Consider the following 15421-nt stretch of genomic DNA (forward strand, 5'->3'; position numbering starts at 1 on the left):
GGCATCATTCGGTGAAGCGCGTTGCCTCACATGCCGCGATCGGAGAGTGCCTTGGGCACCTGACCCGCTGTCTTGCCAGCTAGCGCAGTTCTGTCATCCATCACGCCCCCTGCGCCCGTCATGCGTTGAAGCTGCAACCGGGCTGCGGGGGGACGGTGCGCTTGGAAGCGCATGCGCTCGGGTCGCCAAGACGGGGAACGCTCAGTGGATGCGCTCCTTCGGCTCGCAATCGACCGTTTCCATCTGCAGGGTCGTATGATGCAGGTCATAATCGTCCTGCAAGCGCTTCTCGATCTGCTGCCGGACCGCTTCAGCGTCGGCGCCGTCCTCGATCACAGCATGCGCCGTCAGCGAATTCTGGCTTTTCGTCAGCGACCACAGGTGCAGGTCATGGACCGAGGCGACGCCTGGGGTCGTGGCGATGGTCTTTTCAACCTCGGCAAGGCTCATCCCCTCGGGCACGCCTTCCAGCAGGATATTCACGCATTCCTTCAGCAACACCCAAGTGCGCGGGAACACCATGAAGCCGATGCCGACGGCCAACACCGAGTCCACCCACGTCCAGCCGGTGAAATAGATGATGATCGCGCCAAGAATGACGCCGGCCGAACCGAGCATGTCGGCCCAGACCTCAAGATAAGCGCCCTTCACGTTCAGGCTGCTGTCCTTGTGCCCGGTCAGCAGCCGCATCGAGGTCAGATTGACCGCAAGGCCGATCGCCGCGACCACCAGCATGCCGACCGACTGAACCTCGGTCGGCGCATACAGGCGCTCATAGGCTTCGTAGAGGATGTAGAACGCCACCCCCAGCAACAGCAGGGCGTTGAAGGTCGCCGCGAGGATCTCGAAGCGGGCATAGCCATAGGTTCGCAGCAGATCCGCCGCGCGCCGTCCAAGGTAGATCGCGACCAGTGCGATCCCCAATGCCAGCGCATCGGTCGCCATGTGCATGGCATCGGAAAGCAGCGCCAGACTGCCGGTGACGAAACTGCCGATGATTTCGGCGACCATATAAGTCGCTGTCAGTCCGAAGGCCATCCACAGGCGCGGGATCGGGGTGTTCTGAATGTCCCCGTGATCATGGTCGCCACTCATCGGCATCATCTCCTGACAGTGTTGGCTGCCCCGGTGATCGGACCAGGACGGGTTCGGCAGCTTCGGTCGGGCTGATCTGCCTTGCGAGGATCAGCCGGCTTCAATTCTAGCGCAGGACAGGCACTGATGCCATCGCTGGTGCCGGCGTTGTTGATTTCAATGTCATTTCTGCAGGACGGGGCGTCACCGATACCCCGCCGCCTGCAACTCGAACAGCTCGCGATAGCGGCCCGGCTGTTCCATCAATTCCTCATGTGTGCCCTCGGCCTCGATGCGGCCGCGGTCCAGCACCAGGATACGGTCGGCCATCCGCACCGAGCTGAACCGGTGCGAGATCAGCACGGCAGTCTTCCCCGCCGATAACTCCTTGAAGCGTTCGAAGACCTCGAATTCGGAACGGGCATCCAGCGCCGCGGTTGGCTCGTCCAGAATCAGCACTTGGGCGTCGCGCATATAGGCCCGCGCGATGGCGAGTTTCTGCCACTCGCCACCGGACAGCTCGACCCCGTTGGCAAAACGCTTGCCGATCATCTGGTCATAGCCCGAGGGGAGCTTTTCGATCACCCGGTCGGCCAAAGCACGCTCGGCGGCAGCCTCGATGCGCGGGCGGTCGTCGCGGGCCTCGATCCGGCCGACGGCGATATTGTCGGCGGCGGTCAGATTGTAGCGGACGAAATCCTGAAAGATCACCCCCACGGCCGCCCGCAGGCTGGCGAGGTCATAGTCGCGAAGGTCGCGCCCGTCCAGCAGGATGCGGCCCTCATCGGGGTCGTAAAGCCGCGCCAGCAGCTTGACCAGCGTGGTCTTGCCAGCGCCGTTTTCGCCCACCAGCGCCAACGTTTCGCCCGCATGCAGGGTGAAGGAGAGGTCGCGCACCGCCCAATGGGTCGCGCCGGGATAGCGGAAGCCGACATTCTCGAACACGAAGCCCTGACGGATGGGGTCGGGGACCGGGATGGCATCGGGGGCCGAGATGATTTCCGGCGTGACCTTGAAGAAATCGAACAGATCGTCGAGGTAAAGCGCCTGCGCAGCGGTGGTCGAGAAGGAGAGCAGCAGCCCTTCCAGCAAGGCGCGCAGGCGCTGGAAGGACCCGGCGAGGAAGGTCAGGTCGCCGATGGTGATGGTGCCCGACAGCGTCTTGCCCACGATCCACAGATAGGCCGCATAATAGCCGAGCGTGCCGATGGCGGTGAAAGCTGCGCCCCAGCCTGCACGCGCCTGCGCAATGCGGCGACGTTCGCGGTAGAAGCGCTCGGACAGCGCGCGGTAGCGGTCGGCAAGGAAAGCATGGAGACCGAAGATCTTGATTTCCTTTGCCGTTTCCGATTCGGCCGAAATTCTGCGGATATAGTCCAGTTCGCGCCGTTCCGATGTGCGGCCGAAATCCAGCGCGTAGTTTCGGCTGTTGAAATGCGCCTCGCCCAGAAAGGCCGGGATCAGGGTGACCAGCAGCAGCACAACCAGCCAGGGGTTATAGGCGATCAGACCGCCGGCAAAGGTCAGCACGGTCACGATATCCTGCATCTGCCCGAAGATCTGCCCCATCAGCGTCATGCGTCCGGCGGCCTGACGGCGGGCGCGATCCAGCTTGTCCTGAAACGCGGCGTCCTCGAAATCCTCCAGATCGAGCTCGGCGGCGTGGGCCATCAGATCCATGGTCATCGAAATGGTCAGCCGCTCGGCCAGCAGGGCATCGATCAGCCCGACCAGTCGCCCCAGCAGATCCGAGACGATGGCCAGCCCGAATTCCAGCGCCACCAGCCAGGCCAGATGCCCGGTCAGCCCGCTGGACCACCATTCGGTCAGCGTCTCAGGCCCGTCGAGCGCGACCAGCCGAATCACCTCGTCGATGATCAGCTTGCCGATCCAGAGCGAGGTGATCGGCACCAGCGCCCGCAACAGTCGCAGCAGGATGGTCGCCGCCGTCAGCCCCGGCGCCGCCTTCCAGACCATGCGCAGGAAGGGGGGCAGGTTCTTCATCGCCGCCCAGCGGGCGGCGAAGGTCTTTGGCGGCTCCTTCGGCGGCGGGGCCATCAGGCGGCCTCGACCACCTGAGCGCGGGCGATTTCATCGGCGGTGAAGGGGCCAGGGAAATGGCAGGCCGTCAGATGCCCCGGCTCGCCCATCAGTGCCGGCACGGTTTCGGCGCAGACCGGCTGGGCGCGCGGGCAGCGGGTGCGAAAGACGCAGCCCGAGGGGGGCGCCATCGGCGAGGGCAGCTCTCCGGCCAGCGGGATGATGGTCTTCGACCGCTCCATCTCGGGGTCGGGGACCGGGACGGCAGACAGCAGGGCCTGCGTATAGGGGTGCTGCGGGGTGGTATAGAGCGACTCCGCCTCGGCCACCTCCATCACCTTGCCCAGATACATGACCAGCACGCGGTCGCTGATATGCTTCACCACCGACAGGTCATGGGCGATGAAGATCAGCGCCAGACCCAGATCGCGCTGCAGATCAGCCAGCAGGTTGATGACCTGCGCCTGAATCGACACATCCAGCGCCGAGACGGGTTCGTCGCAGATCACCAGCTTCGGTTCCACGATCAGCGCCCGCGCGATGCCGATCCGCTGGCATTGGCCGCCCGAGAATTCGTGCGGATAGCGGTTGATCTGGTTGGGCAGCAGCCCCACACGTTCCATCATCTCCTTCACGCGGGTCTTCACCGTTTCGCGCGACAGGCCGGGATGGTGGGTGACCAGCGGCTCGGCGATGATCTGGCCGACGGTCATGCGCGGGTTCAGCGAGGCCAGCGGGTCCTGGAAGACCATCTGGATGTCGCTGCGATATTTCAGCATCTTGCGCGGCGACAGGCCGATCAGATTGGTGCCGTCCTGCCAGCGCGCGGTGCCGCTGGCGGGGGCCAGACCGATCAGCGCCCGCGCCAGCGTCGACTTGCCGGACCCGGATTCGCCGACCACCCCCAGCGTCTCGCCGGGGTTCAGGGTGAAATTGACGCCGCCCACCGCATGCAGCAGGCGGGGCTTCGTCCAGGGCAGGTCGCCCTCGCGCCGGATGTCGAAGGTGACGCGCAGGTCCTGCACCTCCAGAAGCGGCTTAGCGGTTGTCATCGGCCATCTCCTCGGTGGTGGGTCGGTCGGTCAGTGCGTCCAGCATGTTCATCTCGGGATCGCCGATATCCATGCCGCCTGTATCGTCGGCGGCAGCCTCCATCGGCAGGTCCTCGTGATGCTTGGGGCCTGCGCGCACCGTGTCGATGCCGGCGAAGCAGGCACGTTCGCGGCCGGGCGCGAAGGTTTCCAAGGGCGGCATGGTGGTCTGACAGACCTCCATCACGTAATCGCAGCGCGGCGCGAAGGGGCAGCCGGCCGGGGGGCGCGACATGTTGGGAGGGCTGCCGGGAATGGCCGACAGCTTGTCGCCCTTCTGGTCGACGCGCGGAATCGCTGCCAGCAGTCCCTGGGTATAGGGATGGGTCGGGTCCGCGAAGACCGGATCGGTAGGGGATTTTTCCATCACCCGGCCGCCATACATCACCATCACCCGCTCGCAGGAGCCGGCCACGACGCCCAGATCATGGGTGATGAGGATCATCGCCATGCCGAATTCGGTCTGCAGATCGTCCAGCAGCTTCATGATCTGCGCCTGCACGGTCACATCCAGCGCGGTCGTGGGTTCGTCCGCGATCAGCACGTCGGGCTTGCACAGCAGCGCCATGGCGATCATCACCCGCTGGCGCATCCCGCCCGAGAATTCGTGCGGATAAAGCCGCGCGCGCCCCCTGGCGTCGGGGATGCGCACCGCGTCCAGCATCCGCACGGATTCCGCCACCGCGGCCGATTTCGACAGCCCGTGATGCAGGGTCAGCACCTCTGCCATCTGATCGGAGACCCGCATATAGGGGTTCAGCGAGGTCATCGGGTCCTGAAAGATCATCGCGATATGCTCGGCGCGAACGTCGTTCAGGGTTTTCAGCGGCGCGTTCAGGATTTCCTGCCCGTCGAACTTGACGCTGCCGGTGGCGCGGCCGTTTCTTGCCAGAAGCCCCATGATCGAAAACGCCAGCTGCGACTTGCCCGAGCCGGATTCGCCCACGATGCCCAGCGTCTCGCCCCGTTCCAGCGACATGTCGATGCCGTTGACGGCATGGACCTGGCCATCATTGGTGTCGAAGGTGACGTTGAGGTTCTTGATGTCCAGAAGCGCCATGTCAGCGGTCCTTCGGGTCGAGCGCGTCCCGCAACCCGTCCCCCACGAAGAAGAACGAGAACAGGGTCACAACGAAGAACCCCAGCGGGAAAGCGAGTTGCCAGATGGTGCCGTAACGCATGGTTCCGGCCCCTTCGGAAATCAGTGCGCCCCATGAGGTCAGGGGTTCCTGCACGCCGAGGCCCAGGAAGCTGATGAAGCTTTCGGTCAGGATCATCAGCGGCACCAGCAGCGTCGCATAGACCGCGACCACGCCCAGAAGGTTGGGCACGATGTGGCGCAGGATGATCCTCCAGCTGGGCACGCCGGTGGCGCGGGCGGCCTCGATGAATTCGCGGTTCTTCAGCGTCAGGGTCTGGCCCCGGACGATGCGCGACATCTCCAGCCATGAAATCAGCCCGATGCCCAGAAACAGCATCGAGATCGAGCGCCCGAACATCACCAGAAGCAGGATCAGCACGAACATGTACGGGATCGACATCAGGATATCGACCAGCCGCATCATCACCTGATCGGTGCGCCCGCCGATATAGCCCGAGGTTGCCCCGTAAAGCGTGCCCACAACCACCGCGACGAAAGCGCCGACGATCCCCACCATCAACGAGATCTGCGTGCCCTGCACAGTGCGCGCGAACAGGTCGCGGCCCAGATCGTCGGTGCCGAAATAATGCCCGTTGGCGATGGAGGGCGCGCCCAGCGTCGCGGCGGAGCCCATGACCTCATAATCGATGTCCTCGTTCGACCAGGCGGCGATGGAATTGCCGAAGGCCGCGAACAGCCCGATCAGAATCAGCACCACCAGCGCCACCAGGGCGGCGCGGTTGCGGAAGAAACGCTTGCGGGCATCGGCCCAGGGACTGCGGCCCTTGACCTCGGCCTGCGCCATGCGGTCGGACATTCCCTTGATTTTGTCGTGTTCTATCATTGTCATGGCATTAATACCTGATCTTCGGGTCGATCCACGCATACAGAATATCGACGACCAGGCTGAACAGGATGGTCAGCGCGCCGATCAGGATCGTGACCCCCATCATCACCGCGTAGTCGCGGTTCAGCGCCGAATCAACGAAGGCCTTTCCGATGCCGCCGGTCGAGAAATACATGTCGATCACCACCGAGCCGGTGATCATCGACACGAAGGCAGGCCCCAGATAGGAAATCACCGGCAGCAGCGCGGGCTTCAGCGCATGCCGCAGGATGACCTTGCTTTCGGGAAGGCCCTTGGCGCGCGCGGTGCGGATGTGGTTCGAACTCAGCACCTCCAGCATCGAGGCGCGGGTGATCCGGGCGATGGACGCCATATAGGAGGTGGACAGCGCGATCACCGGCATGATCCAGAAGGCGGGATCGCTCCAGCTCCACCCGCCGCCGGGCAGCCAGCCGAGGATCAGCGTGAAGACCAGCACCAGAATCGGCGCCATCACGAAGTTCGGCAGCACCTGCGCACCGATGGAAATTCCCACCGCCAGATAGTCCAGCCAGGTGTTGTGGCGGATGGCCGCAGCGGTTCCCAGCGCACAGCCGACCAGAACCGCAACCACGAAGGAAATCATCCCGTAGGTCAGCGTCACCGGAAATCCTGCGGCGATCACCTGATTTACCGTGCGGTCGGGATATTCGAAGCTGGGCCCGAAATCGAAGCGGAAGACGACGCCTGAAAGGTAGTTCCACAACTGTACCAGCACCGGCTGGTCCAGCCCGTATTTCGCATTGATATTCGCCAGCACCTGCGGGGGCAGGGCGCGTTCCTGGGTGAAGGGTCCGCCAGGGGCCATGTGCATCAGCAGGAAGGATGCGACGATCAGCAGAAGCAGCGTCGGAATCGCAACGGCGAAGCGTCGGAGAATGAAGCCAAACATGCCTGTCTTTTCCTCAGGGGTGGTCTGCCCGAAAATGGCAGCCCGTTTCCCGAAAGGGTGAATAGGTCAAACGGGAGGCGCGATCCCCGCGCCCCCCGTCGGAGGTGATCAATGACGAGAGCGTCACTCGGCGACGCGGTACATGTCCTTAAGATACCAGTCGTTCATCACGTTATCCAGCGGCAAGCCCTTCACGTCCTTACGGATCATGTCGGCATTGGCATAGTGGTAGACGAAGGCCGCGGGCGCCTCGGCGGCAAGGATTTCCTCGGCGCGCTTGTAGATCGGCTTGGTGTCCTCGGCGGTCTTGGCGTCGGCCATCAGCTTGTCATATTCCGCGTTCGACCACTTGCCCGAGTTGTAGCCGTCGGTGCGGAACCAGTCGAGGAAGGTCGAGGCTTCGTTGAAGTCGCCGCACCAGGCATAGCGCGCCACTTCGAAGTCCTGGTTCTGCAGGCGGTCGGTGTGGACCTTCCATTCGACATTGTTCAGGGTGACATTGACGCCCAGCTGTTTCCAGAACTGCTGAACGGCCACTGCCAGCTTCTTGTGATCTTCCGAGGTGTTGTACTGAATGGTCAGGTTGAGCGGGTTATCGGGGCCATAGCCGGCCTCGGCCAGCAGCGCCTTCGCTTCCTCGAGCCGCTGTTCCTGGGTCTTTGCCTCATCGGCGTTTTCAGGGGCCTCGAAGCCCTCGATCGCCCAGTGGGTCCAGGTCCAGGCCGGCTTCTGGCCGCCCTGCAGTACCTTGTCGACGATCACGTCGCGGTTCACCGCCAGCGACAGCGCCTTGCGCACGCGCACATCCTTCAGCGCTTCGGGGCCCTTGTCCGAAACGTTGAAGATATAGGCATAGGAGCAGGCTAAGGGGGTGGTGATCGCCTCCTCGGGGTTCGACTCCTTCAGGCGCGGATATTGACCGGCGGGAATGTCGACGCGGTCCAGCTCGCCCGACTGATAGCGGGTCAGGCCGATATTGATGTCATTGACGGTGATGCCCTTGGCCTTGGTGATGATGGTATTGGCCGCATCCCAGTAATTATCGTTCTTTTCCAGGGTGATATCCACGCCCAGATTGTGGCCGGTCAGGACATAGGCGCCATTGCCGACCAGCTTGCCCGGCTGCGTCCAGGCGTCGCCTTCGGCTTCCACGACCTTCTGATTGACCGGGAAGGTCGAGGCATGGGCCAGCGTCTTGATCAGATAGGGCGTCGGCGTCGACAGCTTCACTTCCAGCGTGTGATCGTCGAGGGCTTTCACGCCCAGTTCTTCCGGCTTCTTCTCGCCCTTCACCACGGCGGTGGCGTTTTCGATGTTCATCAGTTCGATGAACCAGGCATATTCCGACGCGGTCGCTGGGTCGGCCACCCGGCGCCAGGCATAGACGAAATCATTGGCGGTGACGGGATCGCCATTCGACCATTTGGCTTCCGGGCGCAGCTTGAACGTATAGGTCAGCTTGTCGTCCGACAGCGTGTAATCGGTCGCGACGCCGGGGACCATGGCGCCCTTGTCATCCTCGTTATACAGACCCTCGAACAGCTGGCGCAGAATGTCCGATCCTTCGACATCGGTGTTCTTGGCCGGGTCGGTCGACTTGATCGCGTCCAGCAGCCAGAAGTTGTATTCCTGCTTGTCGGCCAGTTTCGTTCCCTCGGGCACGCTGGCGGCGACGGCGGGCAGCGCGAAGGACAGCGCAAGCGCCGTCGTGATCAGGAATTTGGTCATGGCATATCTCCCATTTTCGTTGGACGCTCTTTCGGCGCCGGAATGGCGCAACGTTAGGCAAAACGATCCGTCTGGCAAGTGTTGTTACGTTTCGGTCACGGAACGTCGCGTCAACTTCGCGGCGCTGCAGCAATGCATTTGCAGCATTCCGCCGATTTTCCAGCCTTTGGGGTTGAACGAACGCAGGGGCAGGTTACAAAACGGAACATTCGTGCGCGCCGGGCTGGCAACGACAAGGTGCGCCGCAAGGGGAGGGATCTATATGAGCGGGCTATTGGCCCTGTCGCGCGGCATCGACCGCGTCAACACCACGATCGGCAGGGCGGTGTCCTGGCTGATCCTGCTGGCCGTGCTGGTCAGCGCCGGCAACGCCATCGTGCGGAAGGTTTTCAACACCTCATCGAATATGTGGCTGGAACTGCAGTGGTATCTGTATGGCGCGGCCTTTCTGGGCGCCGCCGCTTATACGCTGCTGGAAAACGAACATATCCGCATCGACCTGGTCTATGGCATGTGGCCGCGGAAGGTGCAGCACTGGATCGACCTGATCGGCAGCATCCTGTTCCTGATGCCCTTCGTCATTCTGATGATCTATTTCCTTTATCCCTGGACCGTCCGTTCCTTCGAGCGCGGCGAGATCTCGTCCAGTGCGGGCGGGCTGATCCTGTGGCCGGCCAAGTCGATGCTGCTGATCGGTTTCGTGCTGCTGTTCTTTCAAGGCATTTCCGAAATCATCAAGAAAATCGCGGTGATGCGCGGGTTGATCCCCGATCCGCATGCGATGGCCGGCCATCACGCGCCGCTTGAAATCGACCCGGCGCTGATCGCCGAATCGGGTTTCGGCGCGCCCAAGGATGAACCCAGGGATGACGGCCGGGGGACCCGCACATGATGGAGCTTATCGCGCAGAACATGGCGCCGATCATGTTCGCCTCGCTGATCCTGTTCCTGCTGTTCGGCTATCCGGTGGCCTTCGCGCTGGCGGCCAACGGTCTGCTGTTCTTCATCATCGGGGTCGAACTGGCGCCCTTGTCGAACGGCAGCATCTATCTGGACTGGAATCTGCTCGGGACCATGCCTGACCGGTTATGGGGGGTGCTGGCAAACGAGACCCTGCTTGCCATTCCATTCTTCACCTTCATGGGCATCCTGCTGGAGAAATCCGGCATGGCCGAGGATCTGCTGGACACCATCGGTCAGCTGTTCGGCCCGGTACGCGGCGGTCTGGCCTATGCGGTGGTGATCGTGGGCGCGCTGCTGGCGGCCACGACCGGCGTGGTGGCGGCATCGGTGATCGCGATGGGGCTGATCTCGCTGCCGATCATGCTGCGCTACGGCTATGACCGCAGACTGGCATCGGGGGTGATCGCGGCCTCGGGGACGCTGGCGCAGATCATTCCGCCGTCGCTGGTGCTGATCGTCATGGCCGACCAGCTGGGCCGGTCGGTCGGCGACATGTACAAGGGCGCGCTGATCCCCGGTCTGGTGCTGACCGGCATCTATCTGCTGTATATCTTTGTCGTCTCGATCTTCCGCCCCTCCTATGTGCCTGCGCTGCCGAAAGAGGCTCGGACGCTGGGCTCGGGCGTCGTGTCGCTGCTGGTGCTGCTGGCGGTGGGCGTCGCCATCTTCTACGCCGCGCATCACTATCTGTCGGCGACGCAGGGCACCAATGCCGACATCCTCGGCATGGCGGCGGCGGTGGCGGCCATGTATCTGCTGGCGATGACCGACAAGGAGGGGTGGCGCTTCCTGATCAAGGTTGCCGCCGGTCTGGTCGGGGCCTTGGCCGGATGGGCCTTCCTGCACTGGGTCAACGGCCTGGATGCCTTGAACGGCGTCTCGACCAATATGCGGACCGGCACACTGATCGCGGCGGTCTTCGCCTCGGCAGTGCTGGCCTTCGCCATCTACAGCGTGCTGATGCGCATCCTGTCGGGCGTCATCGACTTCACCTGGAAGAAGGAACACGGCTTCAACCTGACCAGCCGTCTGGCGCAGCAGGTCATCATCGTGCTGGTGCCCCCGCTGGCGCTGGTGTTCTTCGTGCTGGGCACAATTTTCCTGGGCTGGGCCACCCCCACCGAGGGCGGCGCCATGGGCGCGGTCGGCGCGCTGGTGCTGTCGGCGATGAAGGGCCGGCTGAGCTTTGACGTGATCAAGCAGGCGCTGGCATCGACCACGCGGCTGTCGGCCTTCGTGATGTTCATCCTGATCGGGGCGCGGGTCTTCTCGCTGACCTTCTACGGGGTGAACGGGCATCTGTGGGTGGAGCACCTGCTGACCTCGCTGCCGGGGGGCGAATATGGCTTCCTGATCGCGGTGTCGGTGCTGGTCTTCTTCCTGGCCTTCTTCCTCGATTTCTTCGAGCTGGCATTCATCATCGTGCCGCTTCTGGCCCCGGCCGCGGAAAAGCTGGGCATCGATCTGATCTGGTTCGGGGTGATCCTGGGGGTGAACATGCAGACCTCGTTCATGCATCCGCCCTTCGGATTCGCGCTGTTCTATCTGCGATCCGTCGCCCCGCGCGTGCCCTATCTGGACCGCCTGACGGGCAAACAGATCGCAGGGGTCAAATCCAGCCAGATCTACTGGGGTGCGGTGCCCTTCGTGCTGATCCAGATCCTGATGATCGGCGTCGTCATCGCCTTCCCGGGTCTGGTCATGCACTACAAGGGCGCGCCGGTGAACGTCGAGGATGTCAAGATCGAGATCCCGATGGGCGGCGGCGAGGGCGGCCTTGGCGGCTTCGGTTCGCTGGGGGGCTTGGGCGGTTCGCCGTTTGGCGCCCCCGCCGCGACCGATGCGGCACCGGGCGGCGCACCCGCACCGGCGGCCAACGATCTGGGCGGCCTTGGCGGCCCGCCGAATTTCGGCGCGCCGGCGGACGCTCCCGCGACCGAGCCTCCGACGCCTGAGGCACCCGCGCCCGAGACGCCTGCGACCGAGACGCCAGCGCCTGCTGCGCCGGCGCAATCGGGCGGGATGGACCCGCTGGGCGGCCCGCCGCCGGGCCTGACCGCACCCGCCAACTGAGACCGGAACGGGGGCCGCGCGGCCCCCGTTTCCTTTCCCGCCGCGTGTCGCTCGCGTTTGCCCTGCAGGAGTATTCCGTGACCATGTTCAGGCTGATTTTGGCCGGCCTGGTGCTCGCCTCGCCCGCGGGAGCAGAGGTCTTGGGCTGTTTCGGCCGCAGCTACGCGCCGGAACATCTCGCCGCCAATCCCGGCCAGCAGATCCGCGAGATCCGCGCCAAACGCCATGTCGAGCAGTCTGGCGGTCCCGAATTCTACGATCTTCGCGTGCATTTCCGTGACGATCCGCGCGAATTTTCGGCCGCGACCTATTGCGAGGACGAGGGCGGCCGGCAGATATGCATGGTCGAATGCGATGGTGGCGTCGTCTTTCCCAGCATCGATGGCGATGGCCGGCTGCAGTTGCGCACCAGCTATCTGCGCGCCGAGACCGCGCAGCCCTTGCCCGGCCAAAAACTCGAAGAAGGAGGCTGCGCCGAGCCGGTGACCCGCAGCATCGCTGATCGGACGCCGCTCGGTGACACGGCCACGGTCTTCCTGCTTCAGCCGCGCGAACTGGCCGAATGCGACTGGTAACCCTGATGCGGATCGAAGCGGTTTGGCGGGATCAGCAATCCGTCGCGGCCGGATCTGCGCAGACAGGGCGCCCGGCCGACAGAGCTGCGGCCTTGGCGCGCAAGGCGTCGGCCCGCGCCGTCAGGGCGGCATCGTCGGTGATCTGCGCGGCCGTCACCTCGGCCTTGGAAACCGCCAGCGCTGCACCCGCAGCCTGCAGATCCGAAACCACCTGATCGGGGCTGTTCATGGCGATGCCGGCATGTCCGGGAATTGCGGGTTCGGCCAGCAAGCGATCGGTCGGCATCAGCGCCGGATAATCGCCCGTGGAATCAGTACAGGCCCCCAGCATCAGCAGAGAGACAAGCAGGCTTAGACGGGGCAGGGCGCGTTTCGTCATCTAACCACTTGATACTATTGGTAGGGGTGGTCGGACTCGAACCGACACTTCTTGCGAAAACGGATTTTGAATCCGTCGCGTCTACCATTCCGCCACACCCCCGCGACCAAAATCGGCTGCATCGCGTTCACCCATTCGGCGCAGGCGCCTGATTGGATGGATTGGGAAATACCCGTCCCGCGCGCGCCCCGCAACCGAATTATGCGCGGCCGAGCCTGGTCAACCGCGCCGCGCGCAACTGCGCGAAATCGTCGCCGGCGTGATAGGACGACCGCGTCAGCGGCGTGGCCGAAACCATCAGAAAACCCTTGCCATAGGCCGACTTCTCGTAGCCCTTGAACTCGTCAGGTGTCACGAAGCGATCGACCCGGTGATGCTTCGGTGTCGGCTGCAGATACTGGCCGATGGTCATGAAGTCGATATCGGCGGCGCGCATGTCATCCATGACCTGCAGCACGCCCTGCCGATCCTCGCCGAGGCCGACCATGATGCCGGATTTGGTGAACATCGCGGGGTCCAGCTCTTTCACGCGCTGCAAGAGCCGCAGCGAATGGAAGTAACGCGCGCCGGGCCGCACGGTCGGATAGAGGCCCGGCACGGTTTCAAGATTATGATTGAACACGTCAGGGCGCGCCTCGACGACGATTTCCAGCGCGCGGGGGCCGCATTTCAGGAAATCCGGCGTCAGAACCTCAATGGTGGAACTGGGAGAGCGGTGCCGGATCGCGCGGATCACCTGCGCGAAATGTTCGGCCCCGCCATCCTCCAGATCGTCGCGGTCGACCGAAGTGATGACGACGTGTTTCAGGCCCAGCTTCTGGACCGCATGGGCCACGCGACCCGGCTCGAACGGGTCGAGCGCGTCGGGCCGACCGGTAATCACGTTGCAGAACGAGCAGCCGCGGGTACAGATCTCGCCCATGATCATCATGGTGGCGTGACCCTGGCTCCAGCATTCGCCGACATTGGGGCAGCCGGCTTCTTCGCAGACGGTCGACAGCTTGTTCTCGCGCAGGATGTCGCGGGTGTCCTTGTAGCCCTGCGAGGTCGGCGCCTTGACGCGGATCCAGTCGGGCTTTTTCGGCTGCGCCTGATCGGGGCGATGCGCCTTTTCGGGATGGCGCGCGCGGGCGGCGCGAAGGGCGGGGGGCTGTTCGGACATGGCGGCCTCTTGTCGGGTCTTCCCCGAGTTAATCCTTTACGCGCCCGCGATCAACGCCTTGTCCGGCAACGCAGCCATGCATGCGCTTAAGGCACGGCCGACGGCGCGGCCCGCATCCTCGATCTCCACGGCAAAGAGCGTCCGGGGCAGCGCCAACGTGGCTGCAAAAAGGAAAAGGTCGCCCATGGGCGACCTTTTTGCAGGCAGGCGCTGTTTGCAGACGGTGGTGCGGGTCAGCCGATCAACGGGCCACCTGGGCCATAGCGGTCGGCATAATGGCGCGCCAGCCGCTCCAGCGCCAGTTTCAACACCACCTTGCCGGATCGAGCCGACCAGCCCAGCCGGCGCTCGGTCATTTCCAACCCGTCCAGAAAGCAGCAAACCCGCAGAACCAGATCGCCCATGCCGGGTCCAAGCTCGCGCAGCGCCTCGGCCACGCGCGCGCGGGCACGGTCGGAACCGCCGGGGTGACGCCCCGCCTGCATCGATTCGTCGATACCCGAGGTCATGAACCGGTCCCAGTTCTGCGTGACGCGCGGACCCATCTGGGCGGTTTCGAAATCCTCGCGCAAACGCTCGCCCGCCGCGACGAGATCGGCATCCAGAAACGGCTTGCCCTTGCCGTCGCGGCGCCGGGCCAGCAATTGCAGCGGGCTTTCGGCCAGATTGACCCGCATCCGGCGCGGCTTGCCGTCCTCCAGGTCGGGCAGTTCGCGGGTCCCCCAGACGCGGTGCTGATCGGCGTGGACGAAAGCGGTTGGGTCTTCGGCCATGCCGGGCATCGGTGTTTCGATGCACACGGGCTTGGCATCGGCGAAATCGCTGGCGCGGGGCAGGCCGCCGTCGGTCGCCCCCAGCCGCCGCAGCGTCGCGCGACCTGCCGCCGACAGGCGATAGCGGATCATTCGGCCACCGTGGGACAACTGCTCGACCCAGGCGTTCAGGGCGAATTCCTCGGCCAGTTTGCGGTCCAGAATGGCGGTGCGCACCTCCCCGCGGGTAACGATGGCCTTTTCCATCCCTGCGGCCACCACCATTTCCGCACCCGGCTCGGCCAGCCGGCGCAACACCCGGCGCGTCTGGTCCTGATTGGCGCGGTCGCTCCGGGGGGGCAGGGCCTTGACCCCCATGTCCTGCAAGGCGCCGTCAACCAGCGGGTCATCGCGACGGCATTCGAAACGGCGGATCCGACGCAGGATGGTCGAGGCATGACAGCCCGACTCGCGGGCGATGGCGCGGATCGATTCGCCACCTTCGACATGGCGCAGATACAGCCGAGCATCCTCGGCCAGGCTGTCTTCGCTGGCTGTCCCGGCAGATGCCAGAACGGGCCCGACCGCGGCGCCCCCAAGCGCCTTGGGAAGGACCGCGCCGGCCATACCGAAATCTGGCGTCAAAATGGTCATATTCGTCCCTT

The 15421-nt window shown here is 64.1% G+C and carries 14 protein-coding genes and 1 tRNA gene; 3 read left to right on the top strand and 12 right to left on the bottom strand.

Annotation, left to right across the window (positions count from 1 at the left end):
* Positions 1-201 precede the first annotated feature (201 nt).
* The 7 genes from H1S04_RS00840 to H1S04_RS00870 all read right to left on the bottom strand — a co-directional run bounded on the left by H1S04_RS00840 (position 202) and on the right by H1S04_RS00870 (position 8852).
* Complete coding sequence (locus H1S04_RS00840; protein ID WP_181743676.1) at positions 202-1095, bottom strand: cation diffusion facilitator family transporter; 894 nt, start codon at positions 1093-1095, stop codon at positions 202-204.
* Positions 1096-1278: 183 nt separating this feature from the next.
* Positions 1279-3132 (bottom strand): ABC transporter ATP-binding protein, encoded by a 1854-nt coding sequence (locus tag H1S04_RS00845; RefSeq protein WP_220185061.1) that lies wholly within the window; start codon positions 3130-3132, stop codon positions 1279-1281.
* The gene (locus H1S04_RS00850) at positions 3132-4166 is read right to left on the bottom strand and encodes an oligopeptide/dipeptide ABC transporter ATP-binding protein (protein ID WP_181743677.1); all 1035 of its coding nucleotides are present in this window, start codon (positions 4164-4166) and stop codon (positions 3132-3134) included. The genes H1S04_RS00845 and H1S04_RS00850 overlap by 1 nt, the downstream gene beginning before the upstream one ends.
* Positions 4153-5265, bottom strand: coding sequence for an oligopeptide/dipeptide ABC transporter ATP-binding protein (locus H1S04_RS00855; protein ID WP_181743678.1), 1113 nt, complete (start codon positions 5263-5265; stop codon positions 4153-4155). The genes H1S04_RS00850 and H1S04_RS00855 overlap by 14 nt, the downstream gene beginning before the upstream one ends.
* Before the next feature lies 1 nt (position 5266).
* On the bottom strand, positions 5267-6163 hold the full coding sequence (locus tag H1S04_RS00860) for an ABC transporter permease subunit (protein ID WP_370521446.1): 897 nt from the start codon (positions 6161-6163) through the stop codon (positions 5267-5269).
* A 37-nt stretch (positions 6164-6200) separates the two neighbouring features.
* The gene (oppB, locus tag H1S04_RS00865; protein ID WP_181743680.1) at positions 6201-7124 is read right to left on the bottom strand and encodes an oligopeptide ABC transporter permease OppB; all 924 of its coding nucleotides are present in this window, start codon (positions 7122-7124) and stop codon (positions 6201-6203) included.
* Positions 7125-7247: 123 nt separating this feature from the next.
* Entirely contained in the window at positions 7248-8852 is a 1605-nt protein-coding gene (locus tag H1S04_RS00870; protein ID WP_181743681.1) for a peptide ABC transporter substrate-binding protein, read from the bottom strand.
* Positions 8853-9114: 262 nt separating this feature from the next.
* Here H1S04_RS00870 and H1S04_RS00875 point away from each other — a divergent pair, with 262 nt between their 5' ends.
* The 3 genes from H1S04_RS00875 to H1S04_RS00885 all read left to right on the top strand — a co-directional run bounded on the left by H1S04_RS00875 (position 9115) and on the right by H1S04_RS00885 (position 12463).
* Positions 9115-9744, top strand: coding sequence for a TRAP transporter small permease subunit (locus tag H1S04_RS00875; protein ID WP_181743682.1), 630 nt, complete (start codon positions 9115-9117; stop codon positions 9742-9744).
* Positions 9741-11888: a TRAP transporter large permease subunit gene (locus H1S04_RS18565; RefSeq protein ID WP_255435419.1), complete on the top strand. Its 2148-nt coding sequence runs from the start codon at positions 9741-9743 to the stop codon at positions 11886-11888. The genes H1S04_RS00875 and H1S04_RS18565 overlap by 4 nt, the downstream gene beginning before the upstream one ends.
* A gap of 77 nt (positions 11889-11965) precedes the next feature.
* Entirely contained in the window at positions 11966-12463 is a 498-nt protein-coding gene (locus H1S04_RS00885) for a hypothetical protein (RefSeq protein ID WP_181743683.1), read from the top strand.
* 31 nt (positions 12464-12494) lie between these two features.
* Here the strand turns inward: H1S04_RS00885 and H1S04_RS00890 are convergent, their stop codons facing one another.
* The 5 genes from H1S04_RS00890 to H1S04_RS00910 form a co-directional block, all read right to left on the bottom strand.
* The gene (locus H1S04_RS00890) at positions 12495-12842 is read right to left on the bottom strand and encodes a hypothetical protein (protein WP_181743684.1); all 348 of its coding nucleotides are present in this window, start codon (positions 12840-12842) and stop codon (positions 12495-12497) included.
* A gap of 18 nt (positions 12843-12860) precedes the next feature.
* Positions 12861-12944, bottom strand: a tRNA-Leu gene (locus tag H1S04_RS00895).
* 97 nt (positions 12945-13041) lie between these two features.
* Positions 13042-14004, bottom strand: a complete 963-nt coding sequence (lipA, locus tag H1S04_RS00900) for a lipoyl synthase (protein ID WP_181743685.1) — start codon at positions 14002-14004, stop codon at positions 13042-13044.
* Between the two features lie 36 nt (positions 14005-14040).
* A complete protein-coding gene (locus H1S04_RS00905; protein WP_181743686.1) occupies positions 14041-14190 on the bottom strand; it encodes a hypothetical protein in 150 nt (49 codons plus the stop codon).
* A gap of 47 nt (positions 14191-14237) precedes the next feature.
* Positions 14238-15410, bottom strand: coding sequence for a DUF6456 domain-containing protein (locus H1S04_RS00910; RefSeq protein WP_255435420.1), 1173 nt, complete (start codon positions 15408-15410; stop codon positions 14238-14240).
* Between the last annotated feature and the right edge of the window lie 11 nt (positions 15411-15421).

Source organism: Paracoccus sp. S1E-3 (assembly GCF_013868135.1).
Lineage (GTDB): Bacteria > Pseudomonadota > Alphaproteobacteria > Rhodobacterales > Rhodobacteraceae > Paracoccus.

Excerpts from the sequence above, each read along its gene's own strand:
- H1S04_RS00840 (WP_181743676.1), bottom strand. The coding sequence starts at position 1,095 with ATGAGTGGCGACCATGATCACGGGGACATTCAGAACACCCCGATCCCG.
- H1S04_RS00845 (WP_220185061.1), bottom strand. The coding sequence starts at position 3,132 with ATGGCCCCGCCGCCGAAGGAGCCGCCAAAGACCTTCGCCGCCCGCTGG.
- H1S04_RS00850 (WP_181743677.1), bottom strand. The coding sequence starts at position 4,166 with ATGACAACCGCTAAGCCGCTTCTGGAGGTGCAGGACCTGCGCGTCACC.
- H1S04_RS00855 (WP_181743678.1), bottom strand. The coding sequence starts at position 5,265 with ATGGCGCTTCTGGACATCAAGAACCTCAACGTCACCTTCGACACCAAT.
- H1S04_RS00860 (WP_370521446.1), bottom strand. The coding sequence starts at position 6,163 with ATGTCCGACCGCATGGCGCAGGCCGAGGTCAAGGGCCGCAGTCCCTGG.
- oppB (WP_181743680.1), bottom strand. The coding sequence starts at position 7,124 with ATGTTTGGCTTCATTCTCCGACGCTTCGCCGTTGCGATTCCGACGCTG.
- H1S04_RS00870 (WP_181743681.1), bottom strand. The coding sequence starts at position 8,852 with ATGACCAAATTCCTGATCACGACGGCGCTTGCGCTGTCCTTCGCGCTG.
- H1S04_RS00875 (WP_181743682.1), top strand. The coding sequence starts at position 9,115 with ATGAGCGGGCTATTGGCCCTGTCGCGCGGCATCGACCGCGTCAACACC.
- H1S04_RS18565 (WP_255435419.1), top strand. The coding sequence starts at position 9,741 with ATGATGGAGCTTATCGCGCAGAACATGGCGCCGATCATGTTCGCCTCG.
- H1S04_RS00890 (WP_181743684.1), bottom strand. The coding sequence starts at position 12,842 with ATGACGAAACGCGCCCTGCCCCGTCTAAGCCTGCTTGTCTCTCTGCTG.
- lipA (WP_181743685.1), bottom strand. The coding sequence starts at position 14,004 with ATGTCCGAACAGCCCCCCGCCCTTCGCGCCGCCCGCGCGCGCCATCCC.
- H1S04_RS00905 (WP_181743686.1), bottom strand. The coding sequence starts at position 14,190 with ATGGGCGACCTTTTCCTTTTTGCAGCCACGTTGGCGCTGCCCCGGACG.
- H1S04_RS00910 (WP_255435420.1), bottom strand. The coding sequence starts at position 15,410 with ATGACCATTTTGACGCCAGATTTCGGTATGGCCGGCGCGGTCCTTCCC.